This window comes from Bartonella sp. B17, from assembly GCF_053795755.1.
The window spans coordinates 333660-352091 of sequence record NZ_CP200032.1 but is presented as its reverse complement, the minus strand read 5'-3'; the positions used below and the strand labels follow the sequence as shown (position 1 = coordinate 352091).

Annotated in this window: 17 protein-coding genes; 10 read left to right on the top strand and 7 right to left on the bottom strand. The window is 34.7% G+C overall.

What is annotated here, in order from left to right:
* Nucleotides 1–2: 2 nt before the first annotated feature.
* The 4 genes from ftsY (at nt 3) to V4B18_RS01550 (ending at nt 3227) form a co-directional block, all read left to right on the top strand.
* Complete coding sequence (ftsY, locus tag V4B18_RS01565) at nt 3–1235, top strand: signal recognition particle-docking protein FtsY (RefSeq protein ID WP_455476105.1); 1233 nt, start codon at nt 3–5, stop codon at nt 1233–1235.
* Complete coding sequence (locus tag V4B18_RS01560) at nt 1232–1921, top strand: septation protein A (RefSeq protein WP_455476104.1); 690 nt, start codon at nt 1232–1234, stop codon at nt 1919–1921. The genes ftsY and V4B18_RS01560 overlap by 4 nt, the downstream gene beginning before the upstream one ends.
* Before the next feature lie 68 nt (nt 1922–1989).
* Nucleotides 1990–2751, top strand: coding sequence for a hydroxyacylglutathione hydrolase (gene gloB, locus V4B18_RS01555; protein WP_455476103.1), 762 nt, complete (start codon nt 1990–1992; stop codon nt 2749–2751).
* A gap of 2 nt (nt 2752–2753) precedes the next feature.
* Nucleotides 2754–3227 carry a hypothetical protein gene (locus tag V4B18_RS01550; protein WP_455476102.1) on the top strand — a complete coding sequence of 158 codons (474 nt, stop codon included), beginning with the start codon at nt 2754–2756 and terminating at the stop codon, nt 3225–3227.
* Here V4B18_RS01550 and V4B18_RS01545 read toward each other — a convergent pair whose 3' ends face one another.
* The 6 genes from V4B18_RS01545 to rho are packed head-to-tail and all read right to left on the bottom strand — an operon-like array spanning nt 3228 to nt 10144.
* Nucleotides 3228–4127, bottom strand: a complete 900-nt coding sequence (locus V4B18_RS01545; RefSeq protein WP_455476101.1) for a ParB/RepB/Spo0J family partition protein — start codon at nt 4125–4127, stop codon at nt 3228–3230.
* Nucleotides 4128–4172: 45 nt separating this feature from the next.
* Complete coding sequence (locus tag V4B18_RS01540; RefSeq protein WP_455476100.1) at nt 4173–4970, bottom strand: ParA family protein; 798 nt, start codon at nt 4968–4970, stop codon at nt 4173–4175.
* 6 nt (nt 4971–4976) lie between these two features.
* On the bottom strand, nt 4977–5624 hold the full coding sequence (rsmG, locus tag V4B18_RS01535) for a 16S rRNA (guanine(527)-N(7))-methyltransferase RsmG (RefSeq protein ID WP_455476099.1): 648 nt from the start codon (nt 5622–5624) through the stop codon (nt 4977–4979).
* Nucleotides 5624–7492, bottom strand: a complete 1869-nt coding sequence (gene mnmG, locus V4B18_RS01530) for a tRNA uridine-5-carboxymethylaminomethyl(34) synthesis enzyme MnmG (RefSeq protein ID WP_455476098.1) — start codon at nt 7490–7492, stop codon at nt 5624–5626. Before mnmG ends, rsmG begins: the two co-directional genes overlap by 1 nt.
* 46 nt (nt 7493–7538) lie before the next feature.
* The gene (mnmE, locus tag V4B18_RS01525) at nt 7539–8846 is read right to left on the bottom strand and encodes a tRNA uridine-5-carboxymethylaminomethyl(34) synthesis GTPase MnmE (RefSeq protein WP_455476097.1); all 1308 of its coding nucleotides are present in this window, start codon (nt 8844–8846) and stop codon (nt 7539–7541) included.
* 32 nt (nt 8847–8878) lie between these two features.
* The gene (gene rho / locus V4B18_RS01520) at nt 8879–10144 is read right to left on the bottom strand and encodes a transcription termination factor Rho (RefSeq protein WP_455476096.1); all 1266 of its coding nucleotides are present in this window, start codon (nt 10142–10144) and stop codon (nt 8879–8881) included.
* A gap of 523 nt (nt 10145–10667) precedes the next feature.
* Between rho and V4B18_RS01515 the strand changes: the two genes are divergently transcribed.
* From V4B18_RS01515 to polA, 6 genes are all read left to right on the top strand, one after another.
* Nucleotides 10668–11492, top strand: coding sequence for a pyruvate, water dikinase regulatory protein (locus V4B18_RS01515; RefSeq protein ID WP_455476095.1), 825 nt, complete (start codon nt 10668–10670; stop codon nt 11490–11492).
* A 12-nt stretch (nt 11493–11504) separates the two neighbouring features.
* Nucleotides 11505–12104 carry a Maf family nucleotide pyrophosphatase gene (locus V4B18_RS01510; RefSeq protein ID WP_455476094.1) on the top strand — a complete coding sequence of 200 codons (600 nt, stop codon included), beginning with the start codon at nt 11505–11507 and terminating at the stop codon, nt 12102–12104.
* Entirely contained in the window at nt 12097–12972 is an 876-nt protein-coding gene (locus V4B18_RS01505) for a shikimate dehydrogenase (protein ID WP_455476093.1), read from the top strand. Before V4B18_RS01510 ends, V4B18_RS01505 begins: the two co-directional genes overlap by 8 nt.
* Nucleotides 12973–12975: 3 nt before the next feature.
* Nucleotides 12976–13563 (top strand): dephospho-CoA kinase, encoded by a 588-nt coding sequence (gene coaE, locus V4B18_RS01500; RefSeq protein WP_455476092.1) that lies wholly within the window; start codon nt 12976–12978, stop codon nt 13561–13563.
* A gap of 4 nt (nt 13564–13567) precedes the next feature.
* A complete protein-coding gene (gene dnaQ / locus V4B18_RS01495; protein ID WP_455476091.1) occupies nt 13568–14275 on the top strand; it encodes a DNA polymerase III subunit epsilon in 708 nt (235 codons plus the stop codon).
* 294 nt (nt 14276–14569) lie between these two features.
* Nucleotides 14570–17476, top strand: coding sequence for a DNA polymerase I (gene polA / locus V4B18_RS01490; protein ID WP_455476090.1), 2907 nt, complete (start codon nt 14570–14572; stop codon nt 17474–17476).
* Here polA and V4B18_RS01485 read toward each other — a convergent pair.
* Nucleotides 17473–18348, bottom strand: a complete 876-nt coding sequence (locus V4B18_RS01485; protein ID WP_455476089.1) for an endonuclease/exonuclease/phosphatase family protein — start codon at nt 18346–18348, stop codon at nt 17473–17475. The two genes, polA and V4B18_RS01485, sit on opposite strands and share 4 nt — an antisense overlap.
* Nucleotides 18349–18432 lie beyond the last annotated feature (84 nt).

The following is an 18432-nucleotide window of genomic DNA, read 5'->3' as shown; positions in this document are numbered from 1 at the left end:
TTATGACGAAATCCTTTATCAAAAAAATACTTTTTTCTAAAAAATCTAAAGAACGGGAAGTGCAAGAAATTCTCGATCATCATAAAGTGGACATGATAGAAAAAAGTAAATGCGAAGGTGAAAACGCAAAAAATAATCAGCCTTCTATAGATGTTAAAAAAGAAGAGCAAACAGGAACACAAAGTGGAATACCTGCAAAATATGGTGAGAAAGCTTTATCTTCTGAATCAGATTCTAGTAAATTAATTATCACGAATACAATAAACGAAAAAAAAACTGAAGAGCTTTTCCCTATATCTTCTGGTGAACAACAAAAGACCGTATGGTTTTGGCGTCTAAAAAAAGGATTATCCCTTTCCTCACAGCGTTTAAATGAATCGATTAGTGGTCTCTTTTCTAAGAGAAAATTCGATGAACATACATTGCAAGAGTTAGAAGATATTCTTATTCAGGCGGATATTGGCATAGAAACAACTGCACGTATTATCGACACTTTGGCTTCCAGTCGTTACGAAAAAAACTTATCTCCAGATGAAATTCATATCATTGTCGCTAACGAAATCAAAAAAGTGCTGGAACCTGTTGCGATTCCATTAGAGCTTGATCTCAATCATAAGCCTCACGTTATTTTGTTGTTAGGTGTCAATGGCACTGGAAAAACAACAACTATCGGAAAACTTGCAGCTAAATTAACTGCAGGGGGATTAAAAGTTATGCTAGCCGCTGGTGATACATTTCGCGCTGCAGCTATTGAACAATTACATATTTGGGGTGAACGCACAGGCGCTCCTGTTATTTCAAGCAAATTAGGTGCAGATGCTGCTGGTTTAGTATTTGATGCTTATGAAAAAGCAAAAAAAGCAAACAGTGACGTGTTAATCATCGATACAGCTGGACGCTTACAAAATAAAACTGAATTAATGGACGAATTGGCAAAAATTATTCGTGTTCTAAAAAAACATACGCCACAAGCACCGCATACAATTCTTCAAACACTTGATGCAACCACGGGGCAAAATGCACTCAATCAAGTGGATATTTTTCGTAATATTGCTGGTGTTAACGGTTTAATAATGACAAAACTTGATGGTACTGCACGGGGAGGTATTCTTGTAGCTATTGCAGCTAAATATAAACTACCAGTTCATTTTATCGGTATAGGAGAGAATATTGAGGATCTTCAGCCTTTTTCTGCTTCTGATTTTTCCGAAACTATCACAGGTAAGCACTCATGAAGCAATCTTTTTCTAAATCTAATTCAAATAACAATCACAATTTGAAAACTATCAGCGATAATCAAAAAACATCCCTTTCACCAACATTTAAATTTTTTTTGGAAATGGGACCATTAGTTGTCTTTTTTATTGCCAATTATAAAGGTGAATGGCTCATAAATAATATTGAAATTTTTAAAAGCTTTAACAAACCTATTTTCCCCGCAACAGCTATTTTCATGGTGGCAATTGTTGTTGCTCTAAGCATATCATGGGTTATTGCGCGAAAAATTCCTGTAATGCCTCTCATCTCAGGAGTGTTTGTTCTTGTTTTTGGATCTTTAACTCTTTGGCTTCATAATGATACTTTCATCAAAATGAAGCCAACAATCATCAATATTATGTTTGCTCTTATTCTTTTTGGTGGCATACTTTTAAAAAAACCACTTTTACGTTATGCTTTCGATTCTACTTTAAAACTTAATGATTTAGGGTGGCAAAAACTCACTTATCGCTGGGCATTTTTTTTCACTTTTCTTGCACTTTTAAATGAAGTTGTTTGGCGCAACTTTAGTGATAATTTTTGGACAAGTTTTAAGGTATTTGGCGTTATGCCTATAACAGTGATATTCATCATCACACAAATGCCTACTATTATAAAATATTCAAAGGATTTTTTGCCAAAAGAGAACAAATCTGATTTTTAAATCGATGAATTTATTGCTACAGATTATTTTATAGGTTTATTTCTGCAAACCATTTATGGAGAAAATACATGGTGATTGAGCAATTTATCTGTAGAGAAGATAATTTTGGTGTGCTCATTCATGATAAAAAAAGTGGTTACACAGCCGCAATTGATGCACCTGAAAGTGAAGCGATTCATACTATTCTGAAAAGCCGTAACTGGACTCTTCAAACAATTTTTTTGACTCATCACCATCATGACCACGTAGAAGCAGTGGCAGAGTTAAAGCAAGTTTACAATGCCGTAGTTATTGGACCAGAAGCAGAAAAAGAAAAAATTAATCATCTTGATCAAACACTTAAACCTGATGAAAAATTTTTATTTGGCACTCATCCACTCTTAGCTCTCTCGACACCTGGCCACACACTAGGATCATTATCCTATTACTTTCCTCGAAAAAATTTACTCTTTGCTGGAGATACACTTTTTTCGCTTGGTTGTGGACGTCTTTTTGAAGGAACGCCAGAGCAAATGTTTAATTCCTTAAAAAAACTTCGTCAACTTCCTGATAAAACACTCCTTTATTGTGGTCATGAGTATACAAAAGCCAATGCTCTTTTTGCATTGACTATTGATCCACACAATAAAAAACTTCATCAAAGAGTAGAAGATGTTTTTTTGTTGCGTGCAAAAAATGCTGTAACTTTACCTATAACTTTAGGACAAGAAAAAGCCACCAATCCTTTTCTTCGTTGGGATGACAATATTTTGCGAAAGAATCTTAAAATGGAAAAAGAAACAAACGAAGAGGTCTTCGCTGAAATTCGAAAAAGAAAGGATAATTTTTAAACATGTTTAAATCTATATTACATTTGTTTTTTTTTATTTTTCTTATAACACATGTTCAAGTAGCAATGGCAATGAAAACGAATAATAATTCAACTGTATTACTCATTAAAGATCAAAATATCGTTGAAAATTATCCATTAACAGAAGATTTTCTTTCAAAAATAGAACGAGTTATAAAAGAAATTGAAGCTTTACCTCCAGAATTAAACACGCCAAATATTGAAAATGACAACAGTATTGAAGGACTTACTGCTTTTGTTTCTAGTCTACCACAATTAAGTAATATTTTGAAAAAAAACAATCTCACACCCAAAGATTATGTTATTGGTACCATGGCACTTAAAGAAACCTTAACAGCAATAATAAAACTTGAAGATGAAGAAATTTTTTCTGATAAAAGGAGTACTGTATCTTTAAATAACTTAAAATTTGGTAAAAAACATATTGATAGAATTCGCGCTATTTTAATGAATTGATTAGCTTTGTAAACGCCGGCAAATATCATCTAATTGTTCTAATGAAGAATAATGTATTTTTAAATCACCACCTTTTTTGCCATGCCTAATAACCACTTTCATTCCGATTACATCTGCAAGTAATTTTTCCAAAGATCTTGTTTCCGAATTTTTTTCTAAAGGAGTTCGTTTTTTAACTTTAGGATTGGCTTGTTCATGCGCAAGCATTTCTGTCTGGCGAACAGAAAGTCCTTCACGAATAACTTTTTCTGCCAAATCCTGTGGATTATCAACTGTTATAAGACAACGTGCATGGCCAGCTGAAAGTTGTCCATCAGTTAAAAATTGCTGTACCTTTGGTGGAAGTTTTAATAAACGAAGTGTATTAGCAACATGACTTCGGCTTTTACCAATTACTTGAGCCAAATCTGCTTGAGTATATCCATGTTCATTTAGCAAAGCTTCATAGCCCATGCCTTCTTCAATAGGATTAAGATCAGCACGCTGAACATTTTCAATAATAGCTAACTCTAGAGCTGTTTTATCATCTACATCACGAATAATAACTGGCAATTTACTTAAATTTGCTCGTTGAGCAGCACGCCATCGCCGTTCACCGGCTATTAGTTCAAATTGATTTGGATAATCACGCAAAGGTCTGACAATAACAGGCTGAACAATTCCATGCTGACGAATTGATTCTGCTAAATTATCAAGCTCTAACTCCGTAAAATGACGCCGTGGATTATGCGGATTACGCAAAATAGATTCAATAGGTACCAATTTTTCAGAAACAGCTGTTCTAGATTCTGTAAATTTATCAAAGTCTGATGAATGTGTAAGATCGTTGTTTAAATTAATATCTCCAATCAATGCAGCTAACCCACGCCCTAATCTTTTTTTTGATAAATCATCACTCATAATTTTGCTCTTTGAATTTATTTTACAGAAATTATTTTAATACCTTTAAGCAGCAGCACCTGCTTGTTTTTCACGTTGGATTACTTCTGATGCTAAGCGCAAATAAGCTTGGCTTCCAGCACATTTGAGATCATAAAGTAAAACTGGTTTACCGAAAGATGGAGCCTCAGACACACGCACATTTCTAGGAATAACTGTACGATAAACTTTATCTCCCATAAAAGAGCGGACATCTTCTACAACTTGATTTGAAAGGTTATTACGTCCATCATACATCGTTAAAACAATTCCTTGAATTTCTAAAGATGGATTAAGAACAGATTGTACTTGTTTTACTGTTTCAAGTAATTGGCTTAAACCTTCAAGTGCTAAAAATTCACATTGCATAGGCACCAAAACAGAATCTGCGGCACCCATAGCATTTAGTGTTAAAAGATTAAGTGATGGTGGACAATCAATTAAAACATAACTAAATTTATTGGCAATTTTCAAATCATCACAAAGAGCCTTACGTAACCGTTTAATACGATCTTGTGACGAAGCGATTTCCATTTCTACGCCTAAAAGATCAAGTGTAGAAGGTACAATATATAAATTTGGCACAGCAGTTTTTAAAGCTGCTTTTTCTATTGAAACGCCTGAAATTAAAACATCATAAGATGATAAAGGACGGCTATTGCGATCAATTCCCAATCCTGTACTCGCATTACCTTGTGGATCAACATCCATAATGAGAACATTTTCACCTATAGCTGCTAAGGCTGTTGCAAGATTAATAGCTGTGGTTGTTTTGCCAACACCACCTTTTTGGTTTGCAATAGCGATAATCCGTGTTTCGCTCATTTTGCCTTACCCTCTGCGTGATAGAAGATGAGAAATTTCTAAAATAACAGAATTCTCATCAATTTTACTCTTATACTTTATCAGATTAAATTGCCAATTGGCAGAGGCATTTGCAATTTCTATAGAATAATCCCGACCTTTTTGTAAAAGAGCTATTGTTTTTTGTGTAAAAAAAGGAAAAATAAGCTCTAAAAGATCATCTAGAGAAGCTAATCCTCGCGCTGTTATAACATCTGGTGTTTTTATTTTTTGATAGACATCTTCAATTCTACAATAATGAACTGTAGCTGGAAGATTAAGTTGAGCAATAACTGTTCGTAAAAAAGCTATTTTTTTTCCATTACTTTCAACTAAATCAATATGTCCTGTTTTTTTTTCCTTCATAAAAATAGCAATAACAATTGCAGGAAATCCTCCTCCTGATCCAAGATCACACCAATGGAAAAGATCACTATGAAAAGGATAAATTTGTGCAGAATCTAAAATATGGCGTGTCCATAAAACTGGTATTGTAGTAGAAGAAACTAAATTAATATGCTTATTCCATTGCATTATTAAAGTTTCAAATTGTATTAAATCTTCCATGGTTTCACGTGAAACAGAAGGAATAATATTTAAAAGTGCTTGATATTTTTGTTCTGTAGAAATATTCATTAAGCAGGTTTAGCCTTTTCACGACGTTGACGTTGAATATGAGTAATAATGAGTGATAATGCTGCTGGTGTCATACCATCAATTTTTTGAGCGTCAGCTATAGAGCGTGGTGATATTTTTTGAATTTTAGTTTTAATTTCATTTGAAATTCCTGAAATTTCTTGAATATCAAGAGAAGAAGGAATTTCTAAACGCTCATCTCGCTGAAGAGCGGCAATATCCTGCGCTTGTTTTTCTAAATAAACCGCATATTGAGCCTCAATTTCTAAGGTTTCAACTGTTTTAGGGTCAATTGATTGTAGCTGTGGCCAAATATGAGAAAGATGCTCTATAGTTATATAAGGATAAGCGAGAAAATCGTAAGCTGAACGTCGAATTCCATCGTGATTGACAAGTAATCCATGAGCAGACGCTTCATTAGGCGTTAAAAAAAGTTTTTTGCACATTGATCGTGCTTGATCAAGACGTTGTTGCTTTTGTTGAAAAGAATCCCAACGTAATTCACTAACAATACCCCATTGCTGTGCCAAAGGCGTTAAACGAACATCAGCATTATCATATCGTAAAGATAAGCGAAATTCAGCACGTGATGTAAACATTCTATAAGGTTCACAAACACCACGTGTAACTAAATCATCTATCATAACACCAATATAAGCAGTAGAACGACTTATGATGATCTCGTTTAATTTTCCTACTTTATATGCAGCATTTAATCCAGCTAAAAGTCCCTGTGCAGCTGCTTCTTCATACCCTGTTGTACCATTAATTTGCCCCGCTAAAAACAATCCTGGTAAAGAGCGTAATTCCAAAGTTTTAGTTAATTGTTGTGGATTAATAAAGTCATATTCAATAGCGTAACCAGGTTGTAAAATTGTAGCATTTTCCAACCCTTCAATAGTTTTTAATAAAGAAATTTGTACATCTTCAGGAAGAGAGGTAGAAAGACCATTTGGATAAATAGTGTCATCATTTAAGCCTTCTGGTTCCAAAAAAATCTGATGTCCATCACGTTCACCAAATTTAATGATTTTATCTTCAACTGAAGGACAATAACGCGGTCCTAACCCTTCAATATTTCCAGAATACAAAGCAGATTTATGAATATTTTCACGTATAATTTTGTGTGTTTGTGTATTTGTACGTGTTATTGCACATTCAATTTGGGGTTGATTAATTTTTTCTGTTAAAAAAGAAAAAGGAACTGGATTTTCATCAGCTTGCTGTTTAGGAAGAGCATCCCAACGAATTGTTTTTTTGCTAAGACGAGCAGGAGTTCCTGTTTTTAATCGACTAAGATTTATATTATAACTTTTTAGACGTTCAGCAAGTTGTATACTTGATTGATCGCCCATACGTCCAGCAGACCACGTTTTATCACCAATATGAATAAAACCATTTAAAAATGTACCTGTAGCCAAAACAACCGCACCAGAAAAAAGTGCTCCTTGTTTTTTTAAAAGAACACCTGAAACATGATTATCTTTAACTATCAAATCAACAGCTTCATCCTCAATTAAAATGAGATTATTTTGTTCTTGTAAAAAATTTTGAATTGCTTTTTTATATAATTGTCTGTCAGCTTGTGTACGTGGTCCTCTCACAGCTGGTCCTTTACGCCGATTAAGGAGCCTAAATTGAATTCCAGCAGCATCTGCCGCTCTTCCCATAAGACCATCTAAAGCATCTATTTCACGAACCAAATGCCCTTTTCCAAGTCCACCAATAGCGGGATTACATGACATCGTCCCTAGTGCTGATATTTTGTGCGTAACAAGTACAGTTTGCGCTCCAGTACGTGCTGAAGCTGAAGCAGCTTCACAACCAGCATGACCACCACCAATAACAACAACATCATATGATTGCATTTTATTCATTCCATAAAAAAATTATTTTAATGTTTCACGTGAATCACTATTTGCCAATACAAAACTCTGAAAAAATAATATCAAGCAAATCTTCAACATCTATATCTCCCGTAATTTTCCCAAGAAAATCACTTGCACGACGAAGATGCTCCGCACGTAAACTTAAATCAAGAATATTCTCATTTATAGAAGCTTCAATTTCTTTAACAGCTTCTTTTAATAATTGAAGTTGCCTTTTACGTGCTGGAACAAGATTTCCAATTTCAGAAATACGACGCAAGCAAAAAGATTCGAGTTCTTTGATAAAAGAATCAAAATTTAAACCTGTTAATGCAGAAAATTGTAGAAACCAATGCGTTTTATTTTCTTCATAAAGATCAAGCTTATTGCCTACATGCCATATTTCAGCTGACGTTTCTGGTAAATCAATTTTTTCAAAATTTCCCATATCATAAACTAAAATAACCAAATCAGCATCCATAATATGCTGTTTAGCAACTTCTATTCCTAATTGTTCGATTTTATTTTCTGTTTTTCTAAAACCAGCAGTGTCCATTAAAAAAACTGGTAAACCACCAAGAACTAGCCTAATTTCCAAAGCATCACGAGTTGTTCCAGCTTCTTCCATTACAATAGAGACGGGTCTTCCAGCAAGACGATTCATAATGCTTGATTTTCCAGAATTTGGAGCACCAGCAATGACAATTTTTAACCCATCACGTAAAATATTAGCACGTTCCCCTTCAGCAATATGTTCTCTCAAAGAATAACAAAGTTCCCCTACTTCTTTCCAAATTTTATCAGATATTAAATCAGGAACATCAGCTTCATCAGAAAAATCAAGTTCTGCTTCAATAAAAGCACGCGCTTTCATAAGTTTATGGCGCCAATCACGATAAAGTGCTGTTAAACGCCCACTTGCCCCCATAATAGCTAAGCGTCTCTGACTTTCCGTTTCTGCTTCTATCAAATCAGCAAGACTTTCCGCTTGAACAAGATCTAATTTTCCCTCCATAAATGCACGCCGTGAAAATTCACCTGCCTCAGCAATGCGGCATCCATCAAATGTAGATAATTCATCAAGAAAACGATTAACAACTGCCTTTCCTCCATGTAAATGAAATTCTGCACAATCTTCTCCTGTAAAACTGTTAGGAGCAGGAAAAAAAACAGTTAAAGCAGAATCTAAAAGACTACCATCACGAGAAATAAGATTTCCGTAATGCATAAAGCGCGCTTTAGGTAAGCAACCACAAAGCGCTTTAACAACACTTATAACATGAGGACCAGAAAGACGAATGACTGCAACCCCTGAAGGTAACAATCCACTTGAAACAGCAAAGATTGTATCCACAGGATTAATCCTAATTTTAAAATTGAATATTTTTAAGTATTCATTGAGTCAAAAAATTCACTATTGTTTTTTGTTTGTTTCAATTTATCGATTAAAAATTCAATAGCATCCGTTACATTCATAGGCGCTAAAATACGACGAAGTACAAAAATTTTATGTAAATCCTGTCGTGCCACTAAAAGTTCTTCCTTACGCGTTCCTGATTTTAAAATATCCATAGCAGGAAAAATACGCTTATCAGCAACTTTACGGTCAAGAACAATTTCTGAATTACCTGTTCCTTTAAATTCTTCAAAAATGACCTCATCCATACGACTCCCCGTATCAATTAAAGCTGTTGCAATAATCGTTAAAGATCCACCCTCTTCAATGTTACGTGCTGCACCAAAAAAACGTTTTGGACGCTGCAAAGCATTTGCATCGACACCACCTGTCAAAACTTTACCGGATGAAGGAACTACTGTATTATAGGCTCGTCCAAGACGTGTAATAGAATCGAGAAGAATAACAACATCGCGTCCATATTCAACTAAACGTTTAGCTTTTTCTATAACCATCTCAGCGACTTGCACATGGCGTATTGCAGGTTCATCAAAAGTAGAAGACACAACTTCTCCTTTTACAGAACGCTGCATATCAGTAACTTCTTCAGGTCGTTCATCTATTAAAAGAACAATGAGATAACATTCAGGATGGTTAGTGGTAATAGAGTGAGCAATATTTTGCAATAAAACCGTTTTTCCTGTTCTTGGCGGTGCTACAATTAATCCTCGTTGCCCTTTTCCCAAAGGAGATATTAAATCAATTACCCGTGATGACATATCTTTTTCCATAGGATCTTGTATTTCCATTTGGAAACGCTCATTTGAGTAAAGAGGAGTGAGATTATCAAAATGTATTTTATAGCGAATTTTTTCAGGATTTTCGAAATTTATTGTATTAATTTTAAGAAGAGCAAAATAACGCTCTCCCTCTTTTGGGCTACGTATAGGGCCTTCAATAGTATCCCCTGTTTTTAAAGAAAAAGACTGGATTTGCGAAGGAGAAAGATAAATATCATCAGGACCGGGAAGATAATTAGCATCTGCAGATCGCAAGAAACCAAATCCATCTTGTAAAACTTCAACAACACCTTCCCCGATAATTTCTACGTCTTGCAAAGCAAGTTTTTTTAAAATAGCAAACATTAATTCTTGCTTACGCATTAGAGAAGCATTTTCGACTTCTAATGTTTCTGCAAAAGAGACAAGTTCAACTGGATTTTTACTTTTAAGTTCTTGTAGCTTCATTTCTCGCATGAAATATGCTCTTTGATTTAAGAGGGAAATTGTTTGTGAAATTGGTTTATGGAAGACTTAAAGAGTGAAACCTTCTTACTAAGATGAATTTATTGTACACTTAACTTTTCTAAACTGCAAGCATCATTCATAGGATTTATCTTCCTATAAAATTATTAAATATATAAAAAAATTCATTATGTCTAAACTATTTTTATTTTAAACATAGAAAATATTTTTTTCAAAAACTTTTTACATTAATAAATATTTTAAAGAGAGAAGATTTTTTTTATTTAAGTCTGTGTTTAATGTGAATTATTATTTATGCATTATTCATCCTCAGTTTTATCCACAAAAGAGAGATAAAAAAAAACGAAGTGCAACTGTGCTTTAGAGATATTATTCCCACTTTTTTTTCAAAAGAGATTTATTTATAAGAATTATTGATTTTGTGTACAATAATGCAAGATTTTTCCTAAATTTTAATTTTATAAAAAAGTTAAGGGTATATACGCACACTTGTTAACAAGGAGTTAAAATTTTTGTGACAAGAGAAAAAAAATCCTTTCATTTGCATATGCTTTCTGATGCAACGGGAGAAACTTTGATTTCTGTTGCAAGGGCTGTAGCATCACAATATACGATGAATCAGGCGATAGAGCATATCTATTCGATGATTCGAAACGAAACGCAGTTGCACAGAGCTCTTGATGAGATACAACAAAATCCAGGTATAGTTCTTTACACAATCATTGATGAAAAAGTTAAAATGCTTTTTGAGAGAAGATGTAAAAAAATAGGAATTTCCTGTATTGATATACTCCATCCTGTTTTAGATGCTTTTCAGTCTTACCTTGGAATGCCAGCAAATTTACGCGCTAGTGCACAGCATGATCTTAACGCAGATTATTTTCGCCGTATTAATGCGCTAGATTTCACAATAGAACACGATGATGGACAATCTCCGAATAGTCTATCGGATGCGGATGTGATACTTGTAGGAATTTCAAGAACTTCAAAAACACCAACGAGCATCTATTTAGCAAATCGTGGTGTTAAGACTGCTAATATTCCTCTTATCTTAGGAATTGATTTACCAGAAGCTCTTTTTGAAGCAAGAAATTCTTTGATTGTTGGTTTAATTGCTTCAGCTGAAAGAATTTCGCATATTCGCAAAAATCGAAATTTAGGAGAAGGATTTGCTGTTGAAAGTTACACTGATCGCATCAGTATAGTTGAAGAATTAACTTATGCAAAACGTATTTGCGAACGTTTTGGTTGGCCCATTATTGATGTTACAAGACGCTCTATTGAAGAAACTGCTGCGGCTATATTTGAACTTTTATCACGATTTAGTGAAGCAAAATGAAAAAAAATTCTCATGGTAGATAATACATTATTGATATTAGCATCTCTTAGTTCTTATCGTGCACAATTGTTGAAAAAGGCAGGTTTAAATTTCCTCATTGAAGGAGCTTCTTTTGATGAAAGAGAAATAGAAAAAACTGTAGAAACAAAAACACCTAAAGAACTTAGCTGTTTTCTTGCAAGTGCAAAAGCAAAAAATGTTTCTGATCGTTTTCCTGATGCTTTGGTCATTGGTTGCGATCAAGTACTTGATTTAGAGGGTAAAATTTTTCATAAAGTTAGAAATCATAGAGAAGCACATAAACGTTTATCTATTTTATCAGGAAAAAAACATTTTCTTCATAGTGCAGTTGCTTTATTTAAAAATGGTCAAGAAATTTGGGTAGAATCTTTCAGTGCTCATATGTTGGTACGTCCTCTCTCATCAGAGTTTATTGAGCGCTATTTAGTACGTGTAGGGAAAGATGTTCTAAACAGCGTGGGAGTATACCAAATTGAAGGAGAAGGAATCCACCTTTTTGAAAAAATTGAAGGAGACTTTTTTACAATTATTGGTTTACCTTTATTGCCTTTATTAGGTAAACTGCGTCACCTAGGATACATTGATGGTTAATTTGATAACAAAATGTAAAAAAACAACTTATCCACGTGCTTTTGTTGTGGGTTACCCTATTAGCCATTCTAAATCTCCGAAAATTCACAATTTTTGGCTCAAACAGTATAATTTGCAAGGCGAGTATCTGGCACAGGAAATAACTCCTAAAAAATTTAGTAGTTTTCTTGAATCTATACAAAAAAGGGGTTTTTGTGGGGGAAATATTACCCTACCCTATAAACAAGAGGCTTTTCATTTAGCAAATTATAAAGATGAGGTCGCAACAATTATCGGTGCTGCTAATACACTGTGGTATGAAGGAGATAAACTTTGTGCCACAAATAGTGATGCTTATGGTTTTTGTGCTAATCTTGATGATTTTTCTTCTGACTGGGCAGGAGGAACAGCCCTTGTTTTTGGTGCAGGTGGTGCTGCACGTGCTGTTCTATATGCTTTAAAAAAACGCGGATTTGAGCGGATTTGTTTGCTTAATCGTACAAAGCAACGAGCAGATGATTTAGCCGAGTACTTTGGAAAACCTGTTGAAGTTTATGATTGGGATAATGTTTGTGAAAGTATTTATCAAGCTGATTTGATTATTAATACAACCTCTGTGGGAATGGAAAATAAACATGAGAAAAAGAATGATTTTTTCTTTTTAAATTTTCATAAAGTAAAGAGAACAGCATTGGTGACAGATATTGTTTACACTCCATTAATAACTCCTTTCTTACAACAAGCAAAAGTCTGTGATTTAAAAACAGTTGACGGGCTTGGTATGCTCTTACATCAGGCCGTTATTGGTTTTGAACGATGGTTTGGAATAAGACCGAAGGTAACAAAGAAACTACGAACAGCAATTTTAGAAGGTATGGGTGAAAGATAAAGGATGAAAATTATTGGTCTAACAGGATCTATCGCTATGGGAAAATCAACAGTTGCTGATTTTTTTAAACAGGCGGGTATTTCTGTTTTTAGTGCTGACGAGGTAGTACACCAACTTTATGATAGTGAACCAACTTTATCGCTCATAGAGCGCACTTTTCCTAGTGTTGTTGAAAATGGTAAAGTTAATCGTTTAAAGCTTTCCAAAATTTTGATCAATGATAGTGAAAAATTACAAATATTAGAAAAAATAATTCATCCTTTTGTTCGGAAAAAAGAAAAAGAATTTATTGATACAGCGCGCCAACAAGGAAAAAAACTAGTTGTTCTTGAGATTCCACTTCTTTTTGAAACAAATGGTGAAGATCGTGTGGACAGTATAATCGTTGTATCTGCTTCACCAGCAATACAAAGAGAGCGTGCAATGATGCGCCTAAATATGAATAAAAAAAAATTTGCATTTATCAATGCCAAACAAATGCCTGATGAAAAAAAACGAGAACGTGCAGATTTTATTATTGATACAGGAAAAGATTTAGAGAATACCCGACAACAAGTTCTTTCCACAATAGAAAATTTACTAAAGAATTGAAATAATGCGTGAAATTATTTTTGATACGGAAACAACAGGCCTAGATAAAGATAAAGATCGCGTAATCGAAATTGGTTGTGTTGAAATGGTCGATCGCTATCTTACGGGTGAAAGATTTCACGTTTATTTGAACCCGCAAGGCGTTATTATTCCTGATGAAGTTGTGGCAATTCATGGATTAACAAATGAACGCTTAAAGAATGAAAAAAGCTTTGGTGATATTGTCGATGCATTTTTAGAATTTATCAATGGTGCAACGATGATTGCACATAATGCAAGTTTTGATATTGGCTTTCTTAATGCAGAGTTAAAACGGGTAAATAAGCCGCTGATTAGTGTTGATAATGTCCTTGATACATTGGCTATGGCACGACGCAAATTCCCAACGGGTCCTAATTCCCTTGATGTTTTGTGCAAACGTTTTGGAATTGATAATAGTCATCGTGTACTTCATGGTGCATTACTTGATGCAGAAATACTTGCTGATGTTTATATTGAGCTCATTGGTGGGAAGCAAGGTGTGTTGAGTTTTCATGATAGTAATAACACTGATATAGGTATAAAAAATGATAAAAACGCTCTTTACGTAGCTAAATCTCGCCCACAAGCTTTACCAAAAAGACTAAGTGCACAAGAAATAAGTATGCACGCTGATTTAATCAAGAAAATAGGCAAGAAAGCTTTGTGGAACTATTTCAAAATTCCTCAATAAGTCTTTTTAAGAGTAAAAAAAAGCGGCCGTTGTGGGGAGGGGAACACCACAACGACCCCGTCGTTACTTGTACCTCAGCTATCATAGGAGGAGCAAAATGAAAGCTATTATATCCTGTAACAGCAAAGAAAAGCTCTAGGTACTCTCTATAAATCGCAACGAAAATATAACTTATAAAACCAAAAAAATGGCTTTTTAGAGGCATATTGATAAATAAAAAAATTAAGATAAAAAAAATATATAAATATATTAAGAATAAACTGTTCTTGGTTAAAATGGAGAATTAAAATTGTCATGAAAGCGGAAGATCATCTTTTTTTGGTTGATGGATCAGGTTATGTTTTTCGTGCTTACTATGCTTTGCCGCCTTTAAAGCGTAAAAAGGATGGGCTTCCTGTAGGAGCTGTAGCTGGTTTTTGTAATATGCTATGGAAATTGCTTTGCGATGCTCGTAATACAGTTACTGGTGTTGTTCCAACCCATTTTGCTGTTATTTTTGATTATTCATCCGAGACATTTCGTAAGCAAATTTATCCTCAATATAAAGCAAATCGGGCAGCTCCTCCTGAAGATCTCATTCCTCAATTTTCTTTGATACGCCAAGCAACAAAGGCTTTTAATTTACCTTGCATTGAAAAAGAGGGATTTGAAGCGGATGATTTGATTGCTACTTATGCACAATTGGCAACAAAAATTGGAGCAAAAACAACCATTATCTCTTCCGATAAAGATCTTATGCAATTAGTAAATGCGCATGTATCTTTATATGATGGAATGAAAAATAAGCATATCGGTATTTCTGAAGTTATAGAAAAATGGGGTGTTACACCTGAAAAAATGATTGATTTGCAAGCTTTAACTGGAGATTCAACAGATAATGTGCCAGGCATTCCAGGTATTGGTCCAAAAATAGCAGCGCAATTGTTGCATCAATTTGGTTCTCTTGATCTTTTATTGGAGAATGTTGCGGAGGTTAAGCAGATAAAGCGACGTGAAAATATTCAAGCTTATAGTGAGCAGGTAAAAATTTCTCGTGAATTAGTTCGGCTTAAAACAGACGTGCCTATAGATAATAATTTAGATGATTTTATTTTGGAACCACTAAATGGTTCGCGTCTTATTGGTTTTCTTAAAGCTATGGAATTTACGACATTAACGCGTCGTGTAGCAGAAGCAACGTCGTGTGATGCAACAGCCATTGATGCACTTGATATAAATGTTGAGTGGGATAATTCTATGCATGGTTCTGATCTCGATGTTAAAAAAGTTGAGATAACAGCTCCTTGTGATTTTTTTGAAAATTCTCCACAATTATTAGCACAAAAGCGTAAAGATCAAGCTCTGAGCCAAAAAATTACAAGAGATTCTTATATAACTATTCTTGATGAAACAGTTTTAAAAGAATGGTTATCAGAGGCACAAGAACAAGGTTTTTTTGCTTTTGATACTGAAACAACTTCACTTGATCCTATGCAAGCAAAGCTTGTTGGTTTTTCATTAGCATTGCAGCCAAAAAAAGCAGCTTACATACCACTTGAACATTTTAGAGGAGAAAATGATCTTTTGGGGGAAGGGCGCATTGCTGAGCAGATTGAAACGCAAAAAGCTTTGATACTTTTAAAGCCGTTATTAGAAAATCAATCGGTGTTAAAAATTGGTCAGAATATAAAGTATGATTGGTTGATAATGAAGCAACATGGCATCGTTATGCGCTCTTTTGATGACACAATGCTTTTGTCGTATGCTTTAGATGCTGGAACTTTAAATCATAATATGGATGCTTTATCAGAACGTTGGCTTAAGCATAAAACGATTTCTTACAAAGACTTAACATATAATGGAAAAAAAATTTCTTCTTTTGCACAAGTAGATTTGGAACAGGCAACTCTTTATGCAGCAGAGGATGCTGATATAACACTGCGTCTGTGGCAAGTTTTAAAACCGCAGCTTGTAGCTCAAGGAATGACAAAAGTTTATGAGCGTCTTGATCGACCACTGATAGAAGTTCTTGCTAGAATGGAAGAGCGTGGAGTTCTTGTTGATCGGCAGATTTTATCGCGTCTTTCAGGAGAATTGGCACAGGCTGTTTTTATTTTAGAGGAGGAAATTTATAAGCTTGCTGGTGAAAAATTTAATCTTGCTTCGCCAAAGCAATTAGGTGATATCCTTTTTGGCAAAATGGGATTGCTTGGAGGTGCTAAGACCAAAAGTGGACAGTGGTCAACTTCTGCGCAGACTTTAGAGGAGTTGGCTGCTGAAGGTTACGCTTTGCCGCGTAAAATTATTGATTGGCGTCAACTTACAAAATTAAAATCTACTTACGCAGATGCTTTGCCTTCTTATATTTCGCCAAAAACAGGGCGTATTCATACAAATTATTCTTTAGCAACAACATCAACAGGACGATTATCATCGTCAGAACCAAATTTACAAAATATTCCAATCCGAACAATTGAGGGACGTAAAATCCGAACAGCTTTTGTTGCTCCAAAAGGGCATGTGCTTTTATCGGCTGACTATAGCCAAATTGAATTGCGTATTCTTGCACATATTGCTGATATCACGGCATTAAAAGAAGCTTTTGCAAAAGGTCAAGATATTCATGCTATAACTGCATCACAAATGTTTGGAGTTGCGATAGAGGGCATGCATTCAGATATAAGACGACGTGCAAAGGCTATTAATTTTGGTATTATCTATGGTATTTCTGCTTTTGGATTAGCCAATCAATTAGGTCTTTCGCGGCAAGACGCAGGCCGTTATATTCAACTTTATTTTGAGAGATTTCCGGGAATTAAAGATTATATGGAAAAAACTAAAGCATTTGCACGCCAAAATGGTTATGTAGAGACCATTTTTGGACGTCGTGTTCATTATCCAGAAATAAAAGCAACGAATCCACAAATTCGTGCTTTTAGTGAACGCGCTGCTATTAATGCACCAATTCAAGGATCGGCGGCAGATATTATTCGTCGTGCTATGATTCAAATGGAAGCTGCTTTAGAAAAAGAAAAATTGTCAGCAAAAATGTTGTTGCAAGTGCATGATGAACTGATTTTTGAAGTACCAAAAGATGAAAGTGAAAAAACTATAACTCTTGTTAAAAAAGTTATGGAAAATGCTACAATGCCAGCACTATCTTTGTCAGTTCCGCTTGAAGTGAAAGCAATGGTTGCTCAAAATTGGAATGAAGCACATTAATCTTTTTCATCGATCTCATTTTTCATAATATCCATTGCATCGGCAAGGTTAAGATAGGCTTTAATAGGTAAATGATCTGAGGCAATGCGCGCAAGCGGTGAATAATGACTTTCTATGCTTGTTACTAATTGATGGGGAAAAGCAAAAATTCTATCAAGCGCCAAAAAGGGAAAGCGAGAAGGAAAACTTGGCACAGTTCCAAGTGTGTTATCAAAATAAGGAAAAAAATGGTTTAAAGATGAACCTTTTCCCAAGCGCCATTCATTAAAATCCCCAGTGAGTATCGTGGGCATGGAAGGGCGTTTTTGTAGAAGTGCAAGAAGCATTTTCGTCTGCTTATTGCGAGAATGGCGCAACAAGCCAAAATGAGCAGCAACAACACGAATGAGGCCTGTTTCCATTTTCAACTCTACAATTACAGCACCACGTGGTTCAATACCAGGAAGAGTGATTTGTAAAATGTCATGTATATGCCCTTTTCGTAAAAAAAGAGCATTGCCATGCCAACCATGACCATTAGGTGACATAGTTTTCAAAGGTACAGGAATCAATCCTGTTTCAGCTTTTAAAAGTTGGAGATCAATCAAGCCAATACGCTCGCCAAAACGTTTATCCGCTTCTTGAAGTGCAAGAATATCAACTTGCAGTTCAGTAATAACGCGTACGACACGAGTGGGGCTAAAAATTTTATCAACGCCTACACATTTATGAACATTATAGGAAGCTATGGTGAGATCATAATCATTGTTTCTGTTCGTTATGTTTGTTTGATAACTTGGATGTTTGTGGATGGCACTTAAAATAGGATTCGGAAGCTTTTGTTGAATAAAAGTAGAAACTCGAAGAAATTTTTGCTTATGAGGTTTATTCATTATTTTGTATATATATGGTTATGCTAAAAGAATAAAATGTAGATATTTTCTTTTAAAACGAAAAAACCTTGTTTCTTGAAAGAA